Origin of the sequence: Pseudomonas sp. 25 R 14 (assembly GCF_900004755.1) — a bacterium.
GTDB lineage: Bacteria > Pseudomonadota > Gammaproteobacteria > Pseudomonadales > Pseudomonadaceae > Aquipseudomonas > Aquipseudomonas brenneri.
On sequence record NZ_CVTS01000045.1, the window covers coordinates 30,142 to 53,851 of the forward strand.

Annotated in this window: 23 protein-coding genes; 11 read left to right on the forward strand and 12 right to left on the reverse strand. The window is 60.4% G+C overall.

Going from position 1 to position 23,710, the window contains the following annotated elements:
• Positions 1 to 15: 15 nt before the first annotated feature.
• Together hrpA and aceK are read right to left on the reverse strand one after the other, a co-directional pair.
• Entirely contained in the window at positions 16 to 3,927 is a 3,912-nt protein-coding gene (gene hrpA / locus BFQ03_RS15030) for an ATP-dependent RNA helicase HrpA (RefSeq protein WP_065943471.1), read from the reverse strand.
• Positions 3,928 to 4,054: 127 nt separating this feature from the next.
• Positions 4,055 to 5,782, reverse strand: a complete 1,728-nt coding sequence (gene aceK / locus BFQ03_RS15035; protein ID WP_065943493.1) for a bifunctional isocitrate dehydrogenase kinase/phosphatase — start codon at positions 5,780 to 5,782, stop codon at positions 4,055 to 4,057.
• Positions 5,783 to 6,017: 235 nt separating this feature from the next.
• Here aceK and BFQ03_RS15040 point away from each other — a divergent pair, with 235 nt between their 5' ends.
• Positions 6,018 to 6,914, forward strand: a complete 897-nt coding sequence (locus tag BFQ03_RS15040; RefSeq protein ID WP_032863486.1) for a DMT family transporter — start codon at positions 6,018 to 6,020, stop codon at positions 6,912 to 6,914.
• Positions 6,915 to 6,944: 30 nt separating this feature from the next.
• Here BFQ03_RS15040 and BFQ03_RS15045 read toward each other — a convergent pair whose 3' ends face one another.
• Positions 6,945 to 7,805 carry a DMT family transporter gene (locus BFQ03_RS15045; RefSeq protein WP_065943472.1) on the reverse strand — a complete coding sequence of 287 codons (861 nt, stop codon included), beginning with the start codon at positions 7,803 to 7,805 and terminating at the stop codon, positions 6,945 to 6,947.
• 428 nt (positions 7,806 to 8,233) lie between these two features.
• Here BFQ03_RS15045 and BFQ03_RS15050 point away from each other — a divergent pair, with 428 nt between their 5' ends.
• Positions 8,234 to 8,767, forward strand: a complete 534-nt coding sequence (locus BFQ03_RS15050) for a hypothetical protein (protein WP_065943473.1) — start codon at positions 8,234 to 8,236, stop codon at positions 8,765 to 8,767.
• Positions 8,768 to 8,815: 48 nt separating this feature from the next.
• Positions 8,816 to 8,974: a hypothetical protein gene (locus tag BFQ03_RS30260; protein WP_156356829.1), complete on the forward strand. Its 159-nt coding sequence runs from the start codon at positions 8,816 to 8,818 to the stop codon at positions 8,972 to 8,974.
• A gap of 57 nt (positions 8,975 to 9,031) precedes the next feature.
• Here BFQ03_RS30260 and BFQ03_RS15055 read toward each other — a convergent pair whose 3' ends face one another.
• Both BFQ03_RS15055 and cysK read right to left on the reverse strand, forming a co-directional pair.
• Positions 9,032 to 9,970, reverse strand: a complete 939-nt coding sequence (locus BFQ03_RS15055) for an aspartyl/asparaginyl beta-hydroxylase domain-containing protein (RefSeq protein ID WP_032863489.1) — start codon at positions 9,968 to 9,970, stop codon at positions 9,032 to 9,034.
• 301 nt (positions 9,971 to 10,271) lie between these two features.
• Complete coding sequence (gene cysK / locus BFQ03_RS15060; protein ID WP_032863490.1) at positions 10,272 to 11,246, reverse strand: cysteine synthase A; 975 nt, start codon at positions 11,244 to 11,246, stop codon at positions 10,272 to 10,274.
• A gap of 253 nt (positions 11,247 to 11,499) precedes the next feature.
• On the opposite strand from cysK, the gene BFQ03_RS15065 reads away from it, so the two are divergent.
• Both BFQ03_RS15065 and BFQ03_RS15070 read left to right on the forward strand, forming a co-directional pair.
• Entirely contained in the window at positions 11,500 to 12,345 is an 846-nt protein-coding gene (locus BFQ03_RS15065) for an AAA family ATPase (protein WP_029292347.1), read from the forward strand.
• A gap of 11 nt (positions 12,346 to 12,356) precedes the next feature.
• Positions 12,357 to 13,535 (forward strand): vWA domain-containing protein, encoded by a 1,179-nt coding sequence (locus BFQ03_RS15070; protein ID WP_032863491.1) that lies wholly within the window; start codon positions 12,357 to 12,359, stop codon positions 13,533 to 13,535.
• A 114-nt stretch (positions 13,536 to 13,649) separates the two neighbouring features.
• Here BFQ03_RS15070 and BFQ03_RS15075 read toward each other — a convergent pair whose 3' ends face one another.
• From BFQ03_RS15075 to BFQ03_RS15085, 3 genes are read right to left on the reverse strand one after another with little or no spacing between them, the layout of a single operon-like run.
• Complete coding sequence (locus BFQ03_RS15075; protein ID WP_065943474.1) at positions 13,650 to 14,564, reverse strand: 5-oxoprolinase subunit C family protein; 915 nt, start codon at positions 14,562 to 14,564, stop codon at positions 13,650 to 13,652.
• Positions 14,561 to 15,265, reverse strand: coding sequence for a 5-oxoprolinase subunit B family protein (locus tag BFQ03_RS15080; RefSeq protein WP_032863493.1), 705 nt, complete (start codon positions 15,263 to 15,265; stop codon positions 14,561 to 14,563). The genes BFQ03_RS15075 and BFQ03_RS15080 overlap by 4 nt, the downstream gene beginning before the upstream one ends.
• Positions 15,262 to 16,005, reverse strand: coding sequence for a 5-oxoprolinase subunit PxpA (locus BFQ03_RS15085; protein ID WP_032863494.1), 744 nt, complete (start codon positions 16,003 to 16,005; stop codon positions 15,262 to 15,264). Before BFQ03_RS15085 ends, BFQ03_RS15080 begins: the two co-directional genes overlap by 4 nt.
• 178 nt (positions 16,006 to 16,183) lie before the next feature.
• Between BFQ03_RS15085 and BFQ03_RS15090 the strand changes: the two genes are divergently transcribed.
• On the forward strand, positions 16,184 to 17,122 hold the full coding sequence (locus BFQ03_RS15090; protein ID WP_032863495.1) for a LysR family transcriptional regulator: 939 nt from the start codon (positions 16,184 to 16,186) through the stop codon (positions 17,120 to 17,122).
• Between the two features lie 127 nt (positions 17,123 to 17,249).
• Here the strand turns inward: BFQ03_RS15090 and BFQ03_RS15095 are convergent, their stop codons facing one another.
• From BFQ03_RS15095 to BFQ03_RS15105, 3 genes are read right to left on the reverse strand one after another with little or no spacing between them, the layout of a single operon-like run.
• Positions 17,250 to 17,792 carry a DUF2937 family protein gene (locus tag BFQ03_RS15095; RefSeq protein WP_065943475.1) on the reverse strand — a complete coding sequence of 181 codons (543 nt, stop codon included), beginning with the start codon at positions 17,790 to 17,792 and terminating at the stop codon, positions 17,250 to 17,252.
• An 11-nt stretch (positions 17,793 to 17,803) separates the two neighbouring features.
• Entirely contained in the window at positions 17,804 to 18,580 is a 777-nt protein-coding gene (locus BFQ03_RS15100) for a class II glutamine amidotransferase (protein WP_032863497.1), read from the reverse strand.
• A gap of 30 nt (positions 18,581 to 18,610) precedes the next feature.
• Complete coding sequence (locus tag BFQ03_RS15105; protein WP_223232741.1) at positions 18,611 to 19,075, reverse strand: MFS transporter; 465 nt, start codon at positions 19,073 to 19,075, stop codon at positions 18,611 to 18,613.
• Positions 19,076 to 19,165: 90 nt separating this feature from the next.
• Between BFQ03_RS15105 and BFQ03_RS15110 the strand changes: the two genes are divergently transcribed.
• Positions 19,166 to 21,220 carry a S9 family peptidase gene (locus BFQ03_RS15110; RefSeq protein ID WP_065943476.1) on the forward strand — a complete coding sequence of 685 codons (2,055 nt, stop codon included), beginning with the start codon at positions 19,166 to 19,168 and terminating at the stop codon, positions 21,218 to 21,220.
• Here the strand turns inward: BFQ03_RS15110 and BFQ03_RS15115 are convergent.
• Positions 21,217 to 21,507, reverse strand: a complete 291-nt coding sequence (locus tag BFQ03_RS15115) for a hypothetical protein (RefSeq protein WP_032863499.1) — start codon at positions 21,505 to 21,507, stop codon at positions 21,217 to 21,219. The genes BFQ03_RS15110 and BFQ03_RS15115 overlap by 4 nt on opposite strands.
• Before the next feature lie 81 nt (positions 21,508 to 21,588).
• On the opposite strand from BFQ03_RS15115, the gene BFQ03_RS15120 reads away from it, so the two are divergent.
• The 4 genes from BFQ03_RS15120 (at position 21,589) to BFQ03_RS15135 (ending at position 23,700) form a co-directional block, all read left to right on the forward strand.
• A complete protein-coding gene (locus BFQ03_RS15120) occupies positions 21,589 to 22,275 on the forward strand; it encodes a spermidine synthase (RefSeq protein ID WP_057441278.1) in 687 nt (228 codons plus the stop codon).
• A gap of 75 nt (positions 22,276 to 22,350) precedes the next feature.
• Complete coding sequence (locus tag BFQ03_RS15125; RefSeq protein WP_003172528.1) at positions 22,351 to 22,725, forward strand: YajD family HNH nuclease; 375 nt, start codon at positions 22,351 to 22,353, stop codon at positions 22,723 to 22,725.
• 96 nt (positions 22,726 to 22,821) lie between these two features.
• Positions 22,822 to 23,289: an RNA methyltransferase gene (locus BFQ03_RS15130; RefSeq protein WP_032863501.1), complete on the forward strand. Its 468-nt coding sequence runs from the start codon at positions 22,822 to 22,824 to the stop codon at positions 23,287 to 23,289.
• A gap of 69 nt (positions 23,290 to 23,358) precedes the next feature.
• The gene (locus BFQ03_RS15135; protein WP_065943477.1) at positions 23,359 to 23,700 is read left to right on the forward strand and encodes a YgaP family membrane protein; all 342 of its coding nucleotides are present in this window, start codon (positions 23,359 to 23,361) and stop codon (positions 23,698 to 23,700) included.
• The last annotated feature ends 10 nt before the right edge of the window (positions 23,701 to 23,710 follow it).

The window sequence follows — 23,710 nt, forward strand, 5'->3', positions numbered from 1 at the left end:
CCCCGGTATTGCAGGTCAAGGCTCGACCTGGCTCCACTGTTTGCTCAAGCGCTTGTCGGAAATCGGTACCTTGGTGCCCAACTGCTGGGCAAACAACGACACCCGGTACTCCTCCAGCCACCAGCGGTAGAGTTCCAGCTGCGGGTCGCGCTTGCCTTCCTGGGTGTGTTTGTTCAGGCGTGTCTGGTACTGGCTCCACAGGCCACTCAACTCGCCGCTCCAGACCCGGTCCTTCTGCACCTGGCTGGGCAGTTTCTCCAGGCGCAGCTCAATGGCCTTGAGATAGCGCGGCAGTTCCTTGAACCACTGCGCCGGGGTTTCGCGCACAAAGCCCGGGTACACCAGATTGCTCAGTTGCTGCTTGATATCGTTGAGTGCCACGGCCTGGGCCAGGTCGATCTTGCCCTTGAAACGCTTTTGCAGGCCATGCCACAGCTTCAATACTTCCAGGGTCAAGCGCGCCAGGCGTTCGGCATGTTCGGTCCAACTGCCGCGTTTGCGCTCGGCCAGGGCTGCCAGGCCCGCGCCATCCCTGGGCAGGCTGGCCTCGCCCTCCAGCACACAGGTGTCGAGACTGGCCAGCAGGATGTCTTCCACCAGGGCGTCGATACGTCCCAGCTCGCGATACATCAGCCCCAGCTCGGTCAGACCCGGCAGTTTGCCGCGCAGGAATTTTGCCGGCTCGGCCAATTGCTGCATCAACAAACGCTGCAAGGCTCGTCGATGCTGGAACTCGGCTTCGGCAGCAGTAGAGAAACGTCCTTCCTTGACCGTACCGTTTTCCTCCACCAATGCCGGATACACCGTCATCGACAACCCGGCAATCTTCTGCTGGGTGGTCTCGGCCACGGCGGCGAAGACCTTGGCCTCCACCGGCTGCTGGCTTTTGGCAGTCTGTGGCACCGCCAGGGCGGCCTGGCTGGCTTCGACAAAACGTGCGGTCAGCGCTGCCAGGTCGCGGCCCTCACCGAGGAACTTGCCCTGGGCGTCAACCACTTCAAGGTTCATCTTCAGGTGGTTTTCCACCTGCTGCGCGGCTTCGCTCCAGGCTTCATCGCTGACCCGCGCCCCGGTCATGCGCAGCAGTTCGCGCCCCAGGGCCTGGGGCAGCGAGCCCTGGGCAAATTCGATACGTTGCAGCGCAGCCTTGACGAAGTCCGGCACCGGCACGAAGTTCTTGCGCAGGGCCTTGGGCAGGTTGCGCACCAGGGCAATGCACTTGGCCTCGATCAGCCCGGGCACCAGCCATTCCAGGCGCTCGGCGGGCAAGGCCGGCAACAGCGGCGCCGGCACGCGCAAGGTCACGCCGTCGCGAGGGTGGTTGGGTTCAAAGTGATAACTCAAGGCCAGGGCCAGGTCACCCAGGTGCAATGTATCCGGATAATGCGCAGCGGTGACTTCACTGGCCTCACGGGCCAGCACGTCTTCTTCGCGCATGATCAGCAGTTGCGGGTCTTTCTGGCTGGTGATTTTGTACCAACTGTCAAACGTCGCCGTCTGGTGGATCTCCGCTGGCAGGCGTGCGTCATAGAAGGCGTACAGGGTTTCTTCGTCGGCCAGGATATCGCGGCGCCGGGCCTTGGCTTCCAGTTCGTCCAATTGCTCCAGCAACTGCTGATTGGCCACCAGGCACTTGGCCCGGGACTGGATCTCGCCACGCACCAGGCCTTCACGAATAAACAGCTCGCGCGACACCACCGGGTCCACCGGCCCGTAATGCACTGGCCGGCGCCCCACCACAATCAGGCCAAACAGAGTGATCTGTTCAAAGGCCACGACCTGGCCGCGCTTCTTTTCCCAATGGGGTTCGAAGTGGTTTTTCTTGATCAAATGCCCCGCCAGCGGTTCGATCCAGTCAGCATCGATCTTGGCCACCATGCGCGCATACAACTTGGTGGTTTCCACCAGCTCGGCAGTCATCAGCCATTGCGGGCGCTTCTTGCCGATCCCCGATGAGGGGTGGATCCAGAAGCGCCGCTGACGAGCACCGAGATAGTCGCCGTCTTCGGTTTTCTGGCCGATCTGGCTGAGCAGGCCGGACAGCACCGCCTTGTGCAGTTTCGGGAAATCCGCCGGTTCCTTGTTGACCGTCAGCTGCATGTCGCGACAGATCAGGCTCAACTGGCGATGGGAATCGCGCCACTCGCGCAGGCGCAGGTAGTTGAGGAAGTTCTTGCGACACCAGTTGCGCAACGGGCTGGCGGTCAACTCCTGGCGCTGCTCTTCAAAGCCGCGCCACAGGTTGACCAGCCCGGCGAAGTCCGAGTCCGGATCCTTCCATTGCGCGTGGGCCTGGTCGGCGGCCTGCTGGAGCTCCGGCGGACGCTCGCGCGGGTCCTGGATCGACATGGCACTGGCGACGATCAACACTTCCTGCAAACTGCCGAGCTTGGCCGCCTCCAGCAACATGCGGCCCATGCGCGGGTCCACTGGCAGACGCGCCAGTTGCCGACCCAGGGGCGTCAGCTGGCTGTTGCGATCAACCGCCGAAAGTTCTTGCAGCAAGTTGAAGCCATCGCTGATGGCCTTGCCATCCGGTGGCTCGATAAACGGGAAGTCGGTGATTTCGCCCAGGCGCAGGTGCAGCATCTGCAGGATGACCGCCGCCAGGTTGGTGCGCAGGATCTCCGGGTCGGTAAATTCCGGGCGCCCGATAAAATCTTCTTCACTGTACAGGCGCACGCAAATGCCCGGCTCGACCCGGCCGCAACGGCCTTTACGCTGGTTGGCGCTGGCCTGGGAAATCGCCTCGATCGGCAGGCGCTGGACCTTGGCGCGGTAGCTGTAGCGGCTGATGCGTGCGGTACCGCTGTCGATCACGTAGCGGATGCCCGGCACCGTCAGCGAGGTCTCCGCAACGTTGGTCGCCAGCACCACGCGCCGCCCCGGATGGGACTGGAAAATGCGCTGCTGTTCGGCCGGCGACAGGCGCGCGTACAACGGCAGGATTTCCGTGTGCTTGAGCTGGGCCTTGCGCAGCATATCGGCGGCATCGCGGATCTCGCGCTCACCAGGCAGGAACACCAGCACATCGCCCGGGCTCTTGCGCTCGCTGCGTTCAAAAGCGGCGATTTCATCGAGGGTGGCGAGGATCGCCTGGTCCACGGTCAAGTCGTCTTCGACGCGGTTACCTTCCTCGTCCTGCTCCAGGGTCAGCGGGCGGTACCAGGTTTCCACCGGGAACGTACGCCCCGAGACCTCGACAATCGGCGCATCGTCAAAGTGCTTGGAAAAGCGCTCCAGGTCGATGGTGGCCGACGTGATGATGACTTTCAGGTCCGGACGACGTGGCAGCAGGGTTTTCAGGTAACCCAGCAAAAAGTCGATGTTCAGGCTGCGTTCGTGGGCCTCGTCGACGATGATCGTGTCGTAGCGTTCGAGGTAGCGATCATTCTGGGTCTCGGCCAGCAGGATGCCGTCGGTCATCAGCTTGATCAGGGTGTTGGAATCGCTCTGGTCCTCGAACCGCACCTGATAGCCGACCAGCGCGCCCAAAGGCGTCGCCAGTTCTTCGGCAACCCGGCTCGCCACACTGCGTGCCGCAATACGCCGGGGCTGGGTATGGCCGATCAAGCCGTACTGGCCGCGACCGATTTCCAGGCAGATCTTCGGCAACTGCGTGGTTTTACCCGAGCCGGTCTCGCCCGCAATGATCAGCACCTGATGCTTTTGCAGTGCCGCCTTAATTTCATCGCGCTTGGCGGCGATGGGCAGGCTGTCGTCATAACGAATCTGCGGCACGCTGGCACCACGCGCCGTCACCTGGGCACAGGACGCCTGCATACGCAGCACCCATTGCGCCAGCTTCTCCTCATCGGGCTTCTTGCGCAGCTCAAGCAACTGCCGACGCAAGCGGTGGCGGTCAGCGAGCATGGCGTGATCGAGGTTTTTCAGGAGTTGGTCGATAGCGGGCGCTTGGTCAGTCATCAGGTACTTTGGAGGTCGTCTATTAATGCACGGCCGGCAATTGTGGCAGAAAAGCAGTGGCTAGCGGCAAGCTTCAAGCGGCAAGTAAGAGCCGTTGCGCGTTTACTTGCCGCTTGAAGCTTGCCGCTTATAGCTGCTCCTTCCTGCGATACGGGAATACATCAATCACCTTCCCCGCCCGAATCGCCTCTTGCAGGCCTTTCCAGTAGTCGGCGTTGTACAACTCGCCATGCAACTCATCAAACAAGCGTCGCTGCCCGGCATCGGCGAACAGGAACGGTGGGAACTCTTCGGGGAACACGTCCAGCGGGCCGATGGAGTACCAGGGCTCGGAGGCCATTTCATCCTCCGGGGTGCGCGGGGCCGGGATATGGCGGAAGTTGGCCTCGGTCAGGAAGCAGATCTCGTCATAGTCGTAGAACACCACGCGACCATGGCGGGTGACGCCAAAGTTTTTCAGCAGCATGTCGCCGGGAAAGATATTGGCCGCCGCCAGTTGCTTGATCGCCAGGCCGTAGTCTTCCAGAGCTTCGCGTACCTGGGCTTCGTTGGCGTTCTCCAGGTAGAGGTTGAGCGGGGTCATGCGCCGTTCGGTCCAGCAGTGGCGAATCAATACTGTGTCGCCTTCCACCTCGACCGTGCCAGCGGCCACTTCCAGCAACTCGGCCAGACATTCGGGCTCGAACTTGCTCAAGGGGAAACGGAAGTCGGCGAACTCCTGGGTGTCGGCCATGCGCCCGACCCGGTCGACACTTTTGACCAGGCGGTACTTCTCGATCACCGTGGCACGGTTGACGTTTTTCGACGGCGAGAAACGGTCCTTGATGATCTTGAACACGGTGTTGAACCCGGGCAGGGTGAACACGCTCATGACCATCCCGCGCACGCCCGGCGCCATGATGAACTGGTCGTCGGTGCTGGCCAGGTGGTTGATCAGCGCACGATAGAACTCCGACTTGCCGTGCTTGTAGAAGCCAATGGAGGTGTACAGCTCGGCGATGTGCTTGCCCGGCAGGATGCGCTTGAGAAAGCCGATGAACTCCGCCGGTACCGGCACATCCACCATGAAATAGGAACGGGTGAACGAGAAGATGATCGACACATCGGCTTCGTCGGTGATCAACGCGTCGATGCGAATGCCCTGGCCTTCGCGGTGCAGCAGCGGGATGACCAGCGGCCATTGTTCATCGCGGGTATAGAGGCGGCCCACCAGGTACGCGCCCTTGTTGCGATAGAGCACCGAGGAAAACAGTTCGACGTTGAGGTCCGGGTCCTTGCACACCCAATCCGGCAGGTTCTCGCGCAACTGCGCTTCGAGGCGCTGCAGGTCAGCGGGCAGGTCGGCGTAGGGCTCGCTGAAGCGGTAGTCGCTGAAAATCTGCTCCAGCATGCCCGCCAGTTGGCCCTGGGGCTTGTAGGTGCGGGTTTGCGCGGCGCGGGCCCGGCGCAGGCTGGGGCGGGTGGTGTGGATGAACATGCAGCCGTCGCTGATCAGGTCATGACTGAACAGCCCGCAAAAAATCGAGTTGTACCAGGTCTCGGACAGTTCATCGTCAAACCGCAGGTCGATCAGGCTGATATAGGCGCTCTTGACCAGGGGCCAGGACTGGATATCCAGCAGCGCCCCCTCATCGAAGGTTGCCCGCAGGCGCGTGGTGACTTCACCGACCTTCTCTTCATACAGGTTGATCCGCGCCGCCGAAGCGGTTTGCGCCTCTTGCCACTGGGCCTTTTCAAAACGCTCGCGAGCGCCGTCGGTGATCTGGCGAAAGTGCTCGCGGTAATCGTCGAAGCCATCAAGGATCATCTGTGCGATGGACTGCGCGGTGTCGATGGCAGGCGTTTGCTGCGGCATGTCGGAGACCTCTGCGGGCATTCGGAAGACCTGAGATTAGCCAGTGTGCGCAAACAGGAGAAGTACAATTTTTGCAGGACGATGTGCCACGGATAAGGGCGACTCAAACAATTGTCGCGTCTGGCGGCAGACCTCTATGGCCTGGTGACGCGCTTTACTCTGTAGGAACAAGTAAAAGATTGTGTCGGACAGGTCCCTGGGCAACACTCTCGCCCTGATTAAAAAGGAGCTGTCTGTGAGACCTGTCGACACCCTGTACCTGCTGGTACTGGCCGCCATCTGGGGCGCGAGTTTTCTGTTCATGCGCATTATCGCCCCCGAGATCGGCACGATCCCTACAGCATTCTTCCGCGTGTCAATTGCCGCCGCCGGCTTGCTGGTGATCCTGGCCATGCTGCGGGTGCGCTGGGACTTCCAGGGCAAATTCAAGACGGTCCTGCTGCTGGGGGTGATCAACTCGGGGATTCCCGCGACCATGTATTCGGTGGCGGCCCAGGTATTACCCGCAGGTTATTCAGCGATTTTCAACGCGACGACGCCGTTGATGGGCGTATTGATTGGCGGGCTGTTTTTCCATGAGCGGCTGACGCTGTCGAAGATTGCCGGGGTAGGCCTGGGCCTGTTCGGCGTGGGCATCCTCACGCGGGCCGGGCCGGTGGCCTTTGACCTGGAACTGCTGATGGGCGCCCTCGCCTGCCTGCTGGCAACCACCTGCTATGGCTTCGCCGGTTTCCTGGCGCGGCGCTGGCTGGATCAACAGGGTGGCCTGGACAGCCGTCTTTCGGCATTGGGCAGCATGCTCGGCGCCACCTTGTTTCTATTACCGTGGTTTGGCTGGAGCGCCCTCAGTCATCCGCCCGCCAGTTGGGGCGGCTGGAATGTGTGGTTGTCGCTGCTCGGTTTGGGGCTGTTGTGTACGGCATTTGCTTACATCCTGTACTTTCGCCTGCTGACGGCCATCGGGCCGGTCAAGTCGATGACCGTCACCTTCATGATTCCGCCGTTTGGGGTGTTGTGGGGGGCGTTGCTGCTGGATGAGCCGTTGTCCATGGCCCATCTGTATGGCGGGCTGTTGATCGCGGGGGCGCTGTGGCTGGTGCTACGCCCTGGGAAACTGATCAAAACCGCGTAGGAGCCGGCTTGCCGGCTCCTACGCGGGGTATCAGGTTTTACGGAAGACGAACACCAGACCGATGATGATCAACCCCATCCCCATCACACTCAGCAACGCCAGCCGATTACCAAAGATCAGGTAATCCATCACAGCGGTGACGGCCGGCACCAGGTAGAACAAGCTGGTGACATTCACCAGGTTGCCCCGTGCAATCAGGCGGTACAGCAACAGCGTCGCCAACAGTGACACCACCAGCCCCATCCACAGCACCGGCAGGTAGAAGCCGCTGTTGTGCTCGAAATGAAAAGGCTGGAACGGCACAAACACCGCACACAACAACAAACCCGCCAGGTATTGCACCGGCAAGGTGCCCAGTGGGTTATCGGTGATGCGCTTTTGCATGATCGAGCCCAGGGTCATGCTCGCCAACGCCAGCAAGCCGAAAAGCATCCCGGCCAGGGACATGCCGGCCAGACCGATGCCCTGGTACACCACCATGATCAGGCCCGCCAACCCCAGCGCCAGGCCGAACATCCGGCGCCATGAACGCTGGCATTCCATCAGCACCACGGTGAGGATCGGTTGCACGCCCATGATGGTTGCCATCACGCCGGGGGTGACCTTCAGGTCCAGGGCCAACAGATAAAAAATCTGATAGGCGCCCAACAACACCAACCCGGTGGCCGCCGCATACCACAGCGGTTTACCCGGGCGTGGCAACTTGAGCCTGAGGACCGGCACCAGCACCACCAGACCCGCCAGGGCAATGGCAAAGCGGATCAGCAGGAAAGCAAAGGGTGACGCATGGGCCAGGCCCAGCTTGGAAAAAATCGCCCCGCTGCTCCACAGCAGGACAAACAGGCTCGTCGAGGCCGCCGCGGCCACGGATTGTTTCGAAAGAACAGACATGATGAACACCTGTAGTCAGGCAAAAAGCCAACTCAGCCAAGGCTGAAATTCAGTAGGTTCGGTACAGGCGGGCAACGGGCAACAGCGATCTGCTGATCAGCCCGAAATGCCAACACCCGGCGGTGATACGACTGCGTACACCGGCGTGCTACTGACAGGTGGGGGGTAATGACTGATCTGCGCAGGCTGCTGGCTCCCACACGGCACGACCGCAGCGTTGACCGCTGAATCGACTACCGCTATGCGTTGGGAAGCAGGCATGGGCTGATCTTTTTTGAAGGGATTTAAAGGTGTCGTGAAACACCTGGTGTCGACTATAACCAGCCGGTGACACGCTTTGCAATGGCTTTGCCAAAAGGCCAGTAAGGACAGGCGGCTGATCAGTACCTAGGCTCGAAAAACCCACCCATTATTACTCAAGAGCATCGATGCCACGACCACACACCTTTCTCAGGTATCAACTAAACAGATCCAAAACTAGGAACATTGCCAACGCAACACTTGCCCGGCTGCCGCCATCCACAAGGCAAACCAAGCACACAGGCATCGACCTACAGGGAGTCAGGCCCGAAGCCATCGATACGGCAGCACTGAACGCTTATCACACTTGGGAATCCAGCCACTTTTCATGGGATGACGTCGTACAGTGGAAAGCGAAAGAGCTGATGTATTTCGACTTAGCGATCTGGTTGGATCTTGAACTCTGCGGGTTGTGTTTCGCTAACCCGAACCACAGCCGTATGCGGATGCGAGTTGTACGACTGGAAGCAACGCCAGGAGGCACACATTCATTACGCGGGTACATCGCCCCTCTCGCGTTAATGGCCGTTGAACACTACGCGCAGATAGTCGGCAGCAAGACCATTGAAATACAGGAACCGATGCAGGGAGCGGTCCCTACCTACGAAAAGCTCGGTTTTGCATTCGATGCGTCGGGCAGGCTTGCAAAGGACATAACCTGAACCTAGCATCATGCAAATCGCTCAATTAATGATCACTTTGGAGACACCATGAAAGGTCTCATCAAAACCAAATCAGGCAAGAGCAAAAAAGCACACCGTGCCCCTGACCGGAACAACGGGCGACCTGCTGAAGTTGACCCGCGCATTATCCAGGCGCTACTTGAGGGCGTTGACGAGCCGCAAGGCGTGCTGGCAGGACGCATGTAATCCGGCACATAAAAAAACGCTCTGATAAAGAGCGTTTTTTTATTTCGGATGCCAGTATCAGCCAAACAACCAATAACCCAGCGCCACCAACACCACCACTGCCAGCACCGGCCGCATGACGCGATAGGCTTTGGGGTGCTTGCGCTTCCACTGCTTGACCACACCACTGAAACGATCGCTGAAGCCCTTGCTCCAGGCATAGGCCTGGTTGATCCCGCCCACACGCTCGTCATCCAGATTCTGTGGTGCGGTTGCGCGGCCCAACTGGGCACTGACCCAACGGTTGATACGAGTCATCAACCGGTTGCTCAAAGGCCGCTCGATGTCACAGAACAGAATCACCCGGGTTTTCTCGGTTTCGTTCTTCACCCAGTGCACGTAGGTTTCGTCGAACATCACATCTTCACCATCGCGCCAGGCATAGATCTGGCCATCGACGAAAATGCGGCAGTCGTCGGAGTTGGGTGTCGACAACCCCAGGTGATAACGCAGGGACCCGGCAAACGGGTCGCGATGCGGGTTAAGGTGGCTGCCACCCGGCAACAGCGCAAACATAGCGCCCTTGACGTTGGGGATACTGCTGACCAGGGCCACGGTTTTCGGGCACAGCAACTCAGCCGATGGCAGCGGTTTGTCGTACCACTTGAGGTAGAAGCGCTTCCAGCCCTTCTTGAAGAACGAGCCAAAACCGGCGTCGTTGTTCTTCTCGGCGGCGCGGATATAGCCTTCGTCAAACAGATGCATGGCCTCGTCGCGGATCACTTCCCAGTTGTCCTTGAGCACATCCAGTTCCGGGAACTTGCTGCGGTCCAGGTAAGGCTTGGACGGCACGCCCGAGAAGATGTACATCAAGGCGTTATATGGGGCGAACAGCGCCGAATGGTTGACGAACTGGCGCAGCACCGGCAAACGCGCCTTGCCGCGCAGATGCACGTAAAGCGTACTGCCGATAAACAGCAGCAGCACCGACAGCTTGGCGGCCAAAGAAAAGGTCATGCAGCAACTCCTGGAAATAGCCTCCCGGCAGCGGGAAACCAGACATAGCAGCCGGCCATGATAAACATTCCAGGCCGGAGGAAAAACCCGCGATAGACAACAATCCGTTTTAAGGGGGGCGCGGCGAGTAATCAATTATGCATAAGGGGCTTAAAAACGGGCTGATTTGGATCAACCCGTTTTCTGTAGGAGCGAGCGTGTTTGCAAGGGGCATTCAGGCGAAGAATGAAAACGGTACGCGTGCCTTCTGATTAGACGCGGCGCCCTCAGGGTCTTCGCGAGCAAGCTCGCGCCTACAGGGTCAGGCCTGGGTTTCCTGATCGGTGAACAGATCGCTGAAGAGCATGCTCGACAGGTAACGCTCTCCGGAGTCCGGCAGGATCACCACGATGGTCTTGCCCTGCATTTCCGGTGTCTCGGCCAGGCGCACCGCTACTGCCATCGCCGCACCACAGGAAATCCCGCACAGGATGCCTTCTTCCTGCATCAACCGCAGGGCCATGGCCTTGGATTCATCGTCACTGACCAACTCCACCCGGTCGACCATCGACAGATCGAGGTTCTTCGGCACAAAACCCGCGCCAATGCCCTGGATTTTGTGGGGGCTGGGCTTGATTTCCTCACCGGCCAGCGCCTGGGTAATCACCGGCGAGCTGATCGGCTCCACCGCCACCGAGAGGATCGGCTTGCCCGCCGTGTTCTTGATATAGCGCGAAACACCTGTGATGGTCCCCCCCGTGCCGACACCTGCTACCAGCACATCCACAGCGCCATCGGTGTCATTCCAGATTTCCGGGCCGGTGGTTTTTTCATGGATGGCCGGGTTGGCCGGGTTGTCGAACTGGGCCGGCATAAAGTAGGTCGCCGGGTCGCTGGCAAGGATTTCGCCGGCTTTCTCGATGGCGCCTTTCATGCCCTTGGCCGGCTCGGTCAGCACCAGTTCGGCCCCCAGTGCCTTGAGCACCTTGCGCCGTTCGATGCTCATGGACGCCGGCATGGTCAGCAGCAACTTGTAGCCACGGGCAGCGGCAACAAAGGCCAGGCCAATCCCGGTGTTGCCCGAAGTCGGCTCGACGATGGTCATGCCCGGCTTGAGTCGGCCGCTGCTTTCCGCGTCCCAGATCATGTTCGCGCCAATCCGGCACTTCACCGAATACCCAGGGTTACGCCCTTCGATCTTGGCCAGGATGGTCACGCCACGCGGCGCGATACGGTTGATCTGAACCAGGGGCGTGTTACCGATGGAGTGCGCGTTGTCTGCAAAAATGCGGCTCATGGCGGGGTCCTTTAGGCGGTGTTCAAGAAGGCAACAAGGGTATGCCTCGTACTCCAAGGCGTCCAGTCGAGGAACGTTGCCGGCTCCTGCGCAGTTAACCGCCTATACACTGGGAAGAAAAACCAATGCCGATTAACCCTGGCGTGACTGGTCATTCAGAGACTGAATAACCCGTCTGCGTTCACAGTCGCCGGGGCTGCGCGGTATAGTCGCAGCCATGCTGACTACCGGCGTCACGTTCGAGGATTGATAGATGAAGTTCGAAGGCACCCAGGCCTACGTTGCCACCGATGACCTGAAACTGGCCGTCAACGCCGCCATCACGCTGGAGCGCCCGCTGCTGGTCAAGGGCGAGCCGGGCACCGGCAAGACCATGCTCGCCGAGCAACTGGCCGAATCGTTCGGCGCACGCTTGATCACCTGGCACATCAAGTCCACCACCAAGGCACATCAAGGCCTGTATGAATACGATGCGGTCAGCCGCCTGCGCGACTCACAGTTGGGAGTGGACAAGGTCCATGACGTGCGCAACTACCTGAAGAAGGGCAAGCTGTGGGAGGCTTTCGAGTCCGAGGAGCGGGTGATCCTGCTGATCGACGAGATCGACAAGGCCGATATCGAGTTCCCCAACGACCTGTTGCAAGAACTCGACAAGATGGAGTTCTACGTCTACGAAATCGACGAGACCATCAAGGCCAAGAAACGCCCGATCATCATCATTACCTCCAACAACGAGAAAGAGCTGCCGGATGCGTTCCTGCGTCGCTGCTTCTTCCACTACATCGCCTTCCCCGACCGCACCACCCTGCAGAAAATCGTCGACGTGCATTACCCGGACATCAAGAAAGACCTGGTCAGCGAAGCGCTGGACGTGTTCTTCGACGTGCGCAAGGTGCCGGGCCTGAAGAAAAAACCCTCCACCTCCGAACTGGTGGACTGGCTCAAGCTGCTGATGGCCGACAATATCGGCGAAGCAGTGCTGCGCGAGCGTGATCCGACCAAGGCCATCCCGCCACTGGCCGGCGCCCTGGTGAAAAACGAGCAGGATGTGCAACTGCTTGAACGCCTGGCGTTCATGAGCCGTCGCGGCACTCGATAAGGGCTTCTGCCATGTTGCTCAACCTGTTCAATGAAATGCGTGCAGCCAAGGTACCGGTTTCGGTGCGTGAACTGCTGGACCTGATCAACGCCCTGAAACAGCGGGTGACCTTCGCCGACATGGACGAGTTTTACTACTTGTCCCGGGCGATCCTGGTGAAGGACGAGCGTCATTTCGACAAGTTCGACCGAGCCTTCGGCGCCTACTTCAATGGCCTGGAAAAACTCGACGATCACTTGCAGGCCCTGATTCCCGAAGACTGGCTGCGCAAGGAGTTCGAACGCTCGCTGAGCGCTGAAGAACGCGCGCAGATCCAGTCCCTGGGCGGCCTGGACAAGCTGATCGAAGAGTTCAAGAAACGCCTGGAAGAACAAAAGGAACGCCACGCCGGCGGCAACAAGTGGATCGGCACCGGCGGCACCAGCCCGTTCGGTTCCGGCGGTTTCAACCCCGAGGGCATCCGCGTGGGCGATGCCGGCCAGCGCCAGGGCAAGGCGGTCAAGGTCTGGGACCAGCGCGAGTACAAGAACCTCGATGATTCGGTGGAGCTGGGCACACGCAATATCAAGGTCGCGCTGCGCCGCTTGCGCAAATTCGCGCGCCAGGGTGCGGCCGAAGAGTTGGATATCGACGGCACCATCGACCACACCGCCCGCGATGCCGGCCTGCTGAATATCCAGATGCGTCCGGAACGGCGCAACACGGTCAAGTTGCTGTTGCTGTTCGACATCGGCGGCTCGATGGATGCCCATGTGAAGATCTGCGAGGAACTGTTCTCGGCCTGCAAGACCGAGTTCAAGCACCTGGAGTACTTCTACTTCCACAACTTCGTTTATGAGTCGGTGTGGAAGAACAACATGCGCCGCACCTCCGAGCGCACCTCGACCCAGGATTTGCTGCACAAGTACGGCGCCGACTACAAGGTGATCTTCATCGGCGACGCGGCCATGGCCCCCTACGAAATCACCCAGGCCGGGGGCAGCGTGGAGCACTGGAACGAGGAGCCGGGGTATGTATGGATGCAGCGGTTCATGGAGAAGTACAAGAAGCTGATCTGGATTAACCCGTACCCGAAAGATACCTGGGGCTATACCTCGTCGACCAATATCGTGCGCGATTTGATCGAGGACCAGATGTATCCGCTGACCTTGCGGGGGCTTGAAGAGGGGATGCGTTTTCTCTCTAAATAGGCGGTGAATTCACTGACGCTATCGCAGGCAAGCCAGCTCCCACATGGAATGCATTCACATACTTTACTGTGTGAGCGCAGTTTAAATGTGGGAGCTGGCTTGCCTGCGATGCCTTTAGCGGTTCGTAAATCGCTGCAAATAGCTCAGATGCTCACGGTGCGCCGTCTCTTGCATCACCGGCGCCAACCGCACCTTCTCCCCCGGCAAGCACTGCGCCAGGCGCGCCAATGACAACGGTGTCAACGCGCCCAATCGCGGGTAGCCACCAATCGTCTGCCGGTCATTAAGCAAGACAATCGGCTGCCCATCGGGCGGCACCTGAATCGCGCCCAAGGGAATGCCTTCAGAGATCAACGACGGCCCCTGATACTGCAACGGCGTGCCCAGCAAGCGCATACCCATGCGGTCGGCACGGCTGTCCAGGGTCCATTCGGTATTGAACACATCGAACAGACTCTGGCCACTGAACTGGCCGATCTGCGCGCCAAGGATCACCTCCAGGGACGCCGCTGTGGGCAACCGCTCAACAGGCAACTCCCGTAAATGAGTGCCCGTGCCGGAATACACCAGGGATGCGCCTTCAGCCAGGGCGCGGCCAAAACCATCCAGCCCGCCCAAGGCTTCACGTGCGACGCTGGCACAACTGCCCAGCACCTTGGGTGCATCAAAACCACCTGGCGCCGCCAGGTAAGCCCGCGCTCCACTGTGGGGTTGGGTGAAACGCAAACGCTGGCCTTTTTGCAGAATGAAACTACGCCCAGGGCTGATGGCACGCTCATCGATGTAAGCCCCCAGGTCAGCACCGGCCAGGGCCAGCACGCAATAGTCCTCGGCCAGTACGGTAAAACCGCCCAAGGTGATTTCCACCACCGGCACATCCAATGGATTGCCCAGCAGCCAATTGGCCCAGGACATCGACACCCAATCCAGCGCGCCACCCTGGGTCACGCCCAGATGCCGCACACCAAAGCGCCCGGCATCCTGCAACAGGCATAACGCGGTGCTGGCCTCGATCAACAAGCGGCTCATGCCTGGGCCTCCAAGGGCGTGTCATCGCCACCCAGGTTGATAAATTCAGCACGTCCAATGGCTTCGAAACGCACGCTGTCGCCCGGCTGCACCAAGCTGTAGCCATCGCGCTCACGATCGAACAATTTGGCCGGGGTGCGGCCAATCAGGTTCCAGCCGCCAGGGGATTCCACCGGATAGGCTGCGGTCTGCCGCTCGGCGATGCCGACACTGCCTGGCGCCACCCGTTTGCGCGGGGTGCCTAGACGTGGCGCGGCAAGCTGTTCTTCCACCAGCCCCATAAAGGCAAAACCCGGGGCAAACCCGAGGGCGAAGACCTGGTATTGATGCTGGCTGTGGCGGCGGATCACCTCGTTGACCTCAAGCCCGCTACGCCGTGCGAGCAAGGCCAGTTCAGGGCCGACGCTCAGGTCGTACCACACCGGCAATACATGACACTGCCCACTACCCTGGGCCTGTGGCTGCAAGTCCGTCAGAGCCTGATCGATCAATTCACGGGCCTGTGTCGGACTCAACGCCAGCAGGTCGTAATGCACCATCAGGGTCGTGTAGGACGGCACCAAATCCACCAGCGCTGCGCCAAACCCTTCACGCAACCGACGCGTAGCGGCGAGCATCCAGGGCATGTTGTCTTCAGCGATCACCTCAAACAGGCGCACCATCAAACAATCGATGGCCACTACTTCAATCCGTGGCTTCATTGTGGCCTCAACGCCTGGCGAATACGCTGCACCGCCGCCACCGAGCTGGCGTTATCGCCATGCACGCAAAGGGTGTTGGCCTGCAACAGCAGCGGGCTGCCATCGCTGGCGACCAGGGTTTCGCCACGGGCAATGGTCAGGGCTTGCTGGAGGATGACCTGCGCATCGTGATGCACAGCTCCCGGCAACTGGCGCGAGACCAGATGCCCGGCATTGTCGTAGGCACGGTCGGCAAAGGCTTCGAACCACAGGGTCACGCCGTACTCATCACCCAGGGCCTGGGCAGCACGATTGTCACGAGTGGCCATCAGCATCAACGGCAGGCTGGCGTCGTACGCTGCCACGGCCTGGATCACCGCGCGCAATTGCGCAGGCTTGGCCATCATGTCGTTGTACATCGCGCCATGGGGTTTGACGTAGCTGACACGACCGCCCTGGGCCCGGCAAATACCGTCGAGGGCACCGATCTGGTAATGCAGCAGGTCCTGGAGTTCCTGGGGCGCATACGCCATGGAGCGGCGGCCAAAGCCTGCCAGGTCCTGATAGGCCGGGTGCGCACCGATTTGCACGCCATGCTGCAGTGCCAGGGCGACAGTCTTGCGCATGATGCTCGGATCGCCAGCATGGAAACCGCAGGCAATATTGGCGCAATCAATGAATGGCATGACTTCGGCATCCAGACCCATGGTCCAGGCGCCAAAGCTTTCGCCGATGTCGCAATTCAGTAGCAGGCGGCTCACGGTGAGGACTCCTGTAGGCTTTATTTTTTTGTAGTGTGGGATCTTTTACCAAGATCCCGCAATGATGTTGTCCTGAGCCCCGACGACGCTTATCGTGAGACAGCCCGATTTTTGGCGCGCAGCCCCTGTTGCGTCCAACTAATAAAAACCGATCCATGCATAAGAAAAAGTTGATCCCATGAATTTGAAGTTCCTCGAAACCTTCGTCTGGGTGGCCCGGCTCAAGAGCTTCCGGCTGACGGCAGAGAAGCTGTTCACCACCCAGGCCTCGATCTCCAGCCGCATTGCGGTGCTGGAAAGCGAGCTGGGGGTGAAGCTGTTCCTGCGTGACTCACGAGGTGTGAGCCTGACCCCGGACGGGGTGAAGGTGCTCGATTATGCCGAGCAGATGATGGTCACCATGCAGGGGCTCAAGCAGTCGCTGGAAACCACCAGCAGTAAGGTCGGACGGATCCGTATCGGCGCGATGGACACCGTGATCCACACCTGGCTCAGCCCGCTGGTGACCGAGTTGATGGACCATTTTCCGCTGGTGGAAATCGAACTGGTGGCCGATACCGCGCTGAACCTCTGCGATCAGTTGCAAAAAGGCTTTCTCGACCTGATCCTGCAAACCGACCTGCTGCGCCAGGAATCAGTGCGCAGCCTGGATCTGGCCAGCCACCCCATGGGCTGGATCGTCGCCAGCCATTCGATCTACAACCGTGACTACGCCTCCCTCGCCGAGCTGGCCCAGGAACGGATCATCACCTACTCGAAAAACTCTCATCCACACCAGGACGTATTGAGCCTGATGCAGGCCCATGGCGTAGCGGCACCGCGCATGAACTGTGTGAACTCGGTGTCGGCCATCACTCGCTTGCTGCGCGATGGTTTCGGTATTGGCGCGTTGCCACCGGTGCTGGTCAGCGAGGAATTGGCGCGCGGCGAGTTGATAGTGCTTCCCATGGCGCAGCGTTTGCCGAACCTGCAGGTGGTGGTGTCGTGGCGGGTGGGAGTGGAGTTGGTGGAGGAGATGGTTGCGTTGTGCCAGAGCGTCGTGGCGCGATATGCCGAGGAAGTGGGTGAAGAGCGCATGGTGCTCAGTCAACCACTCTCACTGAAGAAACCCGATTAAACCTGTGGGAGCGGGCTTGCTCGCGATAGCGGTGGATCAGTCAATGTATCCGGCGACTGAAATACCGCTATCGCTGGCAAGCCAGCTCCTACACAAGCCCAGCTCCACAGTTGGATTTTCGGCGTACTTAAAGGCCCTTGAGGTCCCGCTCTTCAATCGGCCGGCTCTGGCGCAAACGCTTGCCGCCCAGCACCACCCAGTCGATCAGGCGGAACAGGCATTCCAGGCCGAACGACAACAGCATCGCCCCGCCCAGGCCCCAGCCCATGGCTTCGGGGGTCAGGAGGATCTGGTAGCTGTAGCCATTCCAGGTCTCCTTGCGGATATCCGGGTCGGCGGCCACCGCCACCTGCAAGGCGCGGATGTACCACGGCCCCTGCATGGCCTGGAACTGCTTGTCCAATGCCACCTGGCGATCGAGCAAGCTGCCGAGGCTGTTGGCATCGCTGCGGAACACCGGATCCTCGCTGGCACGGTAATGCGCCACCAGGGCCTGTAAATCGCCATTGAAGAACTGCTGAGCGGTGCTTTCAAAACCGCGCAGGCCGGTCTGGGCTTCGATCAAATGGGCTTCGACGCGCTTGGCGTAGTCGTTGATGAACCCCGGGACTTGCACCCCGACCAACAAGCCGATGGCAAACAACACCAGTCGCAGATAGCTGAGCAACATAGTCGACGTCCTTATTCGGTTGTGCCCTGGCTGACGCATTCGCCGCGCCGCCACAGGCTCCACTGGCCGGGCTCGTAGCGGGTCCAGGTCTCGTTTTCGGTCAAGGGTTCGGTGGCAATCACCGTCACCACATCGTTGGGAGTCGTTTCAGCCTGAAAATCGACGATCACGTCGACATCTTTCAGGCGCGCGGGGCCAAAAGGCGCACGACGGGTAATCTGTGCCAGTTTGGTCGAGCAGTAGCAAAACAGCCAATCACCATCACTGAGCAGGCAGTTGAACACGCCCTTGCTGCGGTATTCGGCACAGGCGGCGATCAGGTCAGGCAGCACCTGTTCGATATCCACCGGCTCGGGAAACGCCTCGCGGATACGGTTGAGCAGGTCGCAGAATGCCGCTTCGCTGTCGGTATCCCCCACCGGGCGGTAGAACGTGGCCTGGGGCGTGAAGTCTGCCAATTGGCCGTTATGCGCGAAACACCAGTTGCGCCCCCACAGCTCACGCACGAACGGATGGGTATTGGACAGGCTCACCTTGCCCACGTTGGCCTGGCGGATATGGCCAATCACCACTTCACTCTTGATCGGATAACGCTGCACCAGCAGCGCGACTTCCGACTCACTGCTGGCGGCCGGGTCCTGGAACAGCCGCAGGCCACGGCCCTCGTAGAAGGCAATGCCCCAGCCATCGCGATGCGGACCGGTGCGCCCACCACGCTGCATCAGCCCGGTGAAGCTGAACACGATATCGGTCGGTACGTTGGCACTCATGCCCAATAATTCACACATGCCAGGACTCTCGATGCAGGGCAGACAACGTTAAAGGCGCGGTTCGACCCGCATGCCACCGACAGGGGCCGGCGGACGGCCATAGGGCTCGTCGTCCTCAGGCTCGGCCGCGACCGCTGCCGCAGCGGCGGCCTTCTCTTCGCGACGGGCCTTGGCAGCACGCTCGATGGGCCAGCGAATCAGCACAAAGACCAGGTACAGGCCAAAGGCGATCATCGCGTACATGAGCAAGTCGGAAATCGCCCGCCAGGCGTTATTACCCACTTTGAGCAGCAGATCCAGGGCGGTGATGGCCACGGCAGGGGCAAACTGCTCCTTGACCGGATCGACAATGGTCGGGCTCAACAGCAGCACCGCCATCAGCAACCGCAGCGGTTCGCGCAGCCAGCGCCAGATCCAGCGGGTCAGGCGAAACCACACCAACAGGCAGCCCAAAGCGGCGAAGGCGTAGAGGCCCCAAGCGGTCAGATAGTCGTTCTCGGTCATGGTGTCCATGGCAAGGTAGGCAAACAGGCCCGTATGATAACGGCTTTTCCGTGCCACGGCTGCAATGCCGTCGGCCCACTGCCAGACAGAGAGTGATCCATGCCTCCATCGACCCACATCACTGCTGCCCCGATTGCCCGCAGCGCCCCAGGCCAGGACCCGTATGCCTGGTTGCAGGAACGCGACAGCAGCGAGGTGCTCGACTACCTCAAGGCCGAAAACGCCTGGCAGGAGGCGCAGCTCGCAGATCAAAAAGAGCTGCGCGAAACTCTGTTTCAAGAGATTAAGGGGCGCATCCTCGAAACCGACCTGTCACTGCCCTCGCCCTGGGGGCCATACCTGTATTACACGCGCACCACCGCCGGTGACGAATACGCACGCCATTACCGCTGCCCACGCCCGGCCGATGACAGCCAGCAGATCGATGAACACGCCGAAGAACTGCTGCTGGACCCCAACGTCCTGGCCAATGGCGGCTTTTTCTCCCTTGGCGCCTTCAGCATCAGCCCGGACCACAAGCGCCTAGCCTACAGCCTGGACACCAACGGCGAAGAGATCTACACCCTGTACGTGAAGGAATTGTCTTCGGGCAAGGTCAGCGAACTGGCCTTCGAAGACTGCGACGGCAGCATGACCTGGGCCAACGACAGCCTGACGCTATTTTTCGGCGAGCTGGACGAGACTCATCGCCCACACAAGCTATATCGCTATCACCTGGACGGTACCGCTGCCGAAGAAGTGTTCCACGAGCCCGACGGACGTTTCTTCCTGCATTGCTACCGCTCAAGCTCCGAACGCCAACTGCTGCTGTCCCTGGGCAGCAAGACCACCAGTGAAATCTGGGCCCTGGACGCCGAGCAGCCGCAACAGGCGTTTGCCTGCCTGGCGCCACGGGTTGAAGGTCATGAGTACGATGTCGACCACGGCAAGCTGAATGAACAGTGGACCTGGTTTATCCGCAGCAACCGCGACGGCATCAACTTTGCGCTGTTCCAGGCGGCTGACAACGCCGGCGTGCCCAGCGAAGACCAGTGGCAAAACCTGATCGCCCACGATAACGCAGTGATGCTTGATGGCGTTACCCTCAACGCCCGGGCCATGACCCTGAGCCTGCGTATCGGCGGCCTGCCGGTGATCGACGTGCACCCACAAGGCCTGCCGAGCTATCGTGTGGAACTGCCAGACGCGGCCTACAGCCTGTACGTGCAAAACAGCCTGGAATTCGACAGCGACAAGATCCGCCTGCGCTATGAGGCGCTGAATCGCCCGGCCCAGGTTCGCCAGTTGGAACTGGCCAGCGGCGTGCAACACGTGCTCAAGGAAACCCCGGTACTGGGCGTATTCAATGCCGACGACTATGTCAGCCAGCGGCTGTGGGCTACCTCGGCCGATGGCACCCAAGTGCCGATCAGCCTGGTGGTCAGGCGCGACCAGGTGGGCCAGCCAACACCGCTGTACCTGTATGGCTACGGCGCTTACGGCTCAAGCCTCGACCCGTGGTTTTCCCATGCGCGCCTGAGCCTGCTGGACCGCGGCGTGGCGTTTGCGATTGCCCATGTGCGCGGCGGCGGCGAATTGGGCGAAGCCTGGTACCGCGCCGGCAAGCAGGAGCACAAACAAAACACCTTCAGCGACTTTATTGCCTGCGCCGAGCACTTGATCGCCCAGGGCCTGACCACCTCAGAGCAGTTGGCCATCAGTGGTGGCAGCGCCGGTGGGCTGTTGATCGGTGCCGTGCTCAACCAGCGCCCGGAACTGTTCCAGGCGGCGATTGCCGAAGTGCCGTTCGTCGATGTGCTCAACACCATGCTCGACCCGGACCTGCCGTTGACCGTCACCGAATATGACGAATGGGGCAATCCCCAGGAACCCGAGGTGTACGCGCGGATCAAGGCCTATGCGCCCTACGAAAACGTCAGCGCCCAGGCCTACCCGGCGATGCTGGTGATCGCCGGCTACAACGACAGCCGTGTGCAGTACTGGGAGGCGGCCAAATGGGTGGCCAAGCTGCGTGCGACCAAGACCGACGACAACTTGCTGCTGCTCAAGACCGAACTGGGGGCCGGCCACGGCGGCATGAGCGGGCGCTACCAGGGCCTGCGTGACGTAGCCCTGGAATACGCCTTTGTGTTCAAGGCCCTGGGGCTGGTTTAAGACCCCGCCGCCGGCGCCTTCGGCTTGCTGTCGTTTTGCTGCAGGCCGGGCAAGGTCTGGTCCTTCGGCGGCTTGGGCATTTCAATCGGCGGCAACAAAGGCGCCCCAGTCCCTTGTGGCTTGGGTGCCGTCGGCGGTGTGACTTGCGGATACGGCGTCGGCGTTGCGGTACCCGGTGCACCCGTGGTGGTCGCCGGTGTGTTCGGCACGGCTTGCAACTCCTGGGCGTGCGCAGCACCCAATGTGAGCACACTTCCTACAATGACCGCTAGAATGCTGCACTTCATCGATGGCTCCATGGCCTGACTGTTAACCAGTCCCAAGGCTACTCCCAACCGCGCAAGAATGCCCTTCCCAATGAGATTTCCATGAAACGTTTCGTGCTGCTCGACACCACTCCGATCCCCGATAACGGCGGCGCCCTGTGCCTGTTCGAGTACGGCGAAGATTTTGTGATCAAGATCCAGGGCGGTGACGGCGGGCAATTGATGAACACGCGCATGCACGGTTCCGAAGATGCCCTGGCAGAGATTCCCTGCCGCAAGGTCGCCGGTCGTCCAGGCTCGCGGGTGTTGATTGGCGGCCTGGGCATGGGTTTTACCCTGGCTTCGGCGCTCAAGCACCTGGGCAAGACGGCCGAAGTGGTAGTGGCTGAGTTGGTACCTGGCGTAGTGGAATGGAATCGCGGCCCGCTTGGAGAAAAATCCGGCAACCCGTTGCAGGACCCACGCACCGTGATCCGCCTGGAAGACGTGGCCAAGGTGCTGCAAGCCGAGCCCCAGGGCTTTGATGCGATCATGCTCGACGTCGATAACGGCCCCGAAGGCCTGACACAGAAAGCCAACAGCTGGCTGTATTCCGCCGGTGGCCTCAGCGCCTGCGCCAAGGCCCTGCGTCCAAAAGGCGTGCTGGCCGTATGGTCGGCCAGCGCCGACAAGCAGTTCAGCGACAAACTGCGCAAGGCCGGCTTCAAGGCCGAGGAAGTGCAAGTCTTCGCCCATGGCAACAAGGGCACCCGGCATACCATCTGGATTGCCGAGAAGCTCAAGGGCTGAGGTAAATTGCCAGGCGAGCAGCTAGAATCAACGTCACCCGTGATCTATCCAATAAATAAATGAACAGGAGCCATGATGAGCTCGACCAACCCGCCCTCCCACACCGCCAAGCTGGACCGTATCCTCGCCGATGCCCAGCGCGACCGGGAAATGGGCTATCGCGACAAAGCCCTGAAAATGTACCCCCACGTGTGTGGCCGCTGCGCCCGTGAATTCGCCGGCAAGCGCCTGAGCGAACTGACCGTGCACCACCGTAACCACAACCATGACGACAATCCCCAGGACGGCTCCAACTGGGAGTTGCTGTGCCTGTACTGCCACGACAACGAACACTCGCGCTATACCGACCAACAGTATTTTGGCGAAGGCTCCACCAGCAGCCCGACCATTGCCAAAGCCACGCACAACCCGTTTGCCGCGTTGGCCGGGCTGATGAAAAAAGACAGCTAAAAGCATGAAGCTGCAAGCCACAAGAAAAAGCCGCCCCGCTTTTTAACTTGCCGCTTGCAGCTTGCCGTTATAATGCTGCCTTTTTAAGGCATCCCCGTGGGCAATAAACGCTACAGCTGCATCGGTCTGTACAACCCCAAATCCCCCGAAAACGTCGGCTCGGTCATGCGCGCCGCCGGCTGCTATGGCGTGGCTTCGGTGTTCTACACCGGTAAACGCTATGAGCGGGCCCGGGACTTTATTACCGACACCAAGAAGGTCCACCACGACATCCCGCTGATCGGCATCGACGACCTGAAAAAGATCCTGCCCCTGGGCTGTATCCCGGTCGCCGTGGAGCTGGTGGACGGTGCCCGACCGCTGCCGGAATACACCCATCCTGATCGTGCGCTGTACATTTTCGGCCCCGAAGACGGCTCCCTCGACAAAGAGATTCGTGACTGGTGCGAAGATGTGATCTACATCCCGACCACCGGTTGCATGAACCTCGCGGCCACCGTCAATGTGGTGCTCTACGATCGCCTGGCCAAGGGCAATAACACCCGTTCGGGCCCCAAATACTGAGTTTTCGGGAACATCCGCGACCCACGCGCAGTCAGTTGCATATCAATGGCCCTTTGTTGGAGACAGACCATGAGCGACAGCAAACCCCTGAAACCTGTGATTGAATCGACGCCGTTCCAGACCCACCCGACCCAGAACGTGCAAGGCTGGGAGCGCATTGGCTCGCTGGCCGGTGGCGTGGTGATGATGGGCAAGGGCATTCGCCGAGGTGGCTTTTTCGGCCTGATCCAGGTGGCGATTGGCGGCGTGGCACTGGCGCGCGGGATCAGCGGCCATAGTTCGGCCAAGTCGCTGCTGGAGAAAAGCCGCCGGGATATGAACAATGTGCGGACCAAGATCGAACGCGCCGGCGAGGAGTTGAAAAACCTCAAGACCCGCGCTGAAGTGGCTGCCGAAAAAACCACCCACTGACACCCAATCA

What these genes read in the sequence shown, in the direction of transcription:
- hrpA (WP_065943471.1), bottom strand. Translation starts at nt 3,927, where the DNA reads ATGACTGACCAAGCGCCCGCTATCGACCAACTCCTGAAAAACCTCGAT.
- BFQ03_RS15090 (WP_032863495.1), top strand. Translation starts at nt 16,184, where the DNA reads ATGAATTTGAAGTTCCTCGAAACCTTCGTCTGGGTGGCCCGGCTCAAG.
- BFQ03_RS15100 (WP_032863497.1), bottom strand. Translation starts at nt 18,580, where the DNA reads ATGTGTGAATTATTGGGCATGAGTGCCAACGTACCGACCGATATCGTG.
- BFQ03_RS15120 (WP_057441278.1), top strand. Translation starts at nt 21,589, where the DNA reads ATGAAACGTTTCGTGCTGCTCGACACCACTCCGATCCCCGATAACGGC.
- BFQ03_RS15115 (WP_032863499.1), bottom strand. Translation starts at nt 21,507, where the DNA reads ATGAAGTGCAGCATTCTAGCGGTCATTGTAGGAAGTGTGCTCACATTG.
- BFQ03_RS15055 (WP_032863489.1), bottom strand. Translation starts at nt 9,970, where the DNA reads ATGACCTTTTCTTTGGCCGCCAAGCTGTCGGTGCTGCTGCTGTTTATC.
- BFQ03_RS15125 (WP_003172528.1), top strand. Translation starts at nt 22,351, where the DNA reads ATGAGCTCGACCAACCCGCCCTCCCACACCGCCAAGCTGGACCGTATC.
- BFQ03_RS15110 (WP_065943476.1), top strand. Translation starts at nt 19,166, where the DNA reads ATGCCTCCATCGACCCACATCACTGCTGCCCCGATTGCCCGCAGCGCC.
- aceK (WP_065943493.1), bottom strand. Translation starts at nt 5,782, where the DNA reads ATGCCGCAGCAAACGCCTGCCATCGACACCGCGCAGTCCATCGCACAG.
- BFQ03_RS15135 (WP_065943477.1), top strand. Translation starts at nt 23,359, where the DNA reads ATGAGCGACAGCAAACCCCTGAAACCTGTGATTGAATCGACGCCGTTC.
- BFQ03_RS15045 (WP_065943472.1), bottom strand. Translation starts at nt 7,805, where the DNA reads ATGTCTGTTCTTTCGAAACAATCCGTGGCCGCGGCGGCCTCGACGAGC.
- BFQ03_RS15065 (WP_029292347.1), top strand. Translation starts at nt 11,500, where the DNA reads ATGAAGTTCGAAGGCACCCAGGCCTACGTTGCCACCGATGACCTGAAA.
- BFQ03_RS15050 (WP_065943473.1), top strand. Translation starts at nt 8,234, where the DNA reads ATGCCACGACCACACACCTTTCTCAGGTATCAACTAAACAGATCCAAA.
- BFQ03_RS15095 (WP_065943475.1), bottom strand. Translation starts at nt 17,792, where the DNA reads ATGTTGCTCAGCTATCTGCGACTGGTGTTGTTTGCCATCGGCTTGTTG.
- BFQ03_RS15080 (WP_032863493.1), bottom strand. Translation starts at nt 15,265, where the DNA reads ATGAAGCCACGGATTGAAGTAGTGGCCATCGATTGTTTGATGGTGCGC.
- cysK (WP_032863490.1), bottom strand. Translation starts at nt 11,246, where the DNA reads ATGAGCCGCATTTTTGCAGACAACGCGCACTCCATCGGTAACACGCCC.
- BFQ03_RS15105 (WP_223232741.1), bottom strand. Translation starts at nt 19,075, where the DNA reads ATGGACACCATGACCGAGAACGACTATCTGACCGCTTGGGGCCTCTAC.
- BFQ03_RS15070 (WP_032863491.1), top strand. Translation starts at nt 12,357, where the DNA reads ATGTTGCTCAACCTGTTCAATGAAATGCGTGCAGCCAAGGTACCGGTT.
- BFQ03_RS15075 (WP_065943474.1), bottom strand. Translation starts at nt 14,564, where the DNA reads ATGAGCCGCTTGTTGATCGAGGCCAGCACCGCGTTATGCCTGTTGCAG.
- BFQ03_RS30260 (WP_156356829.1), top strand. Translation starts at nt 8,816, where the DNA reads ATGAAAGGTCTCATCAAAACCAAATCAGGCAAGAGCAAAAAAGCACAC.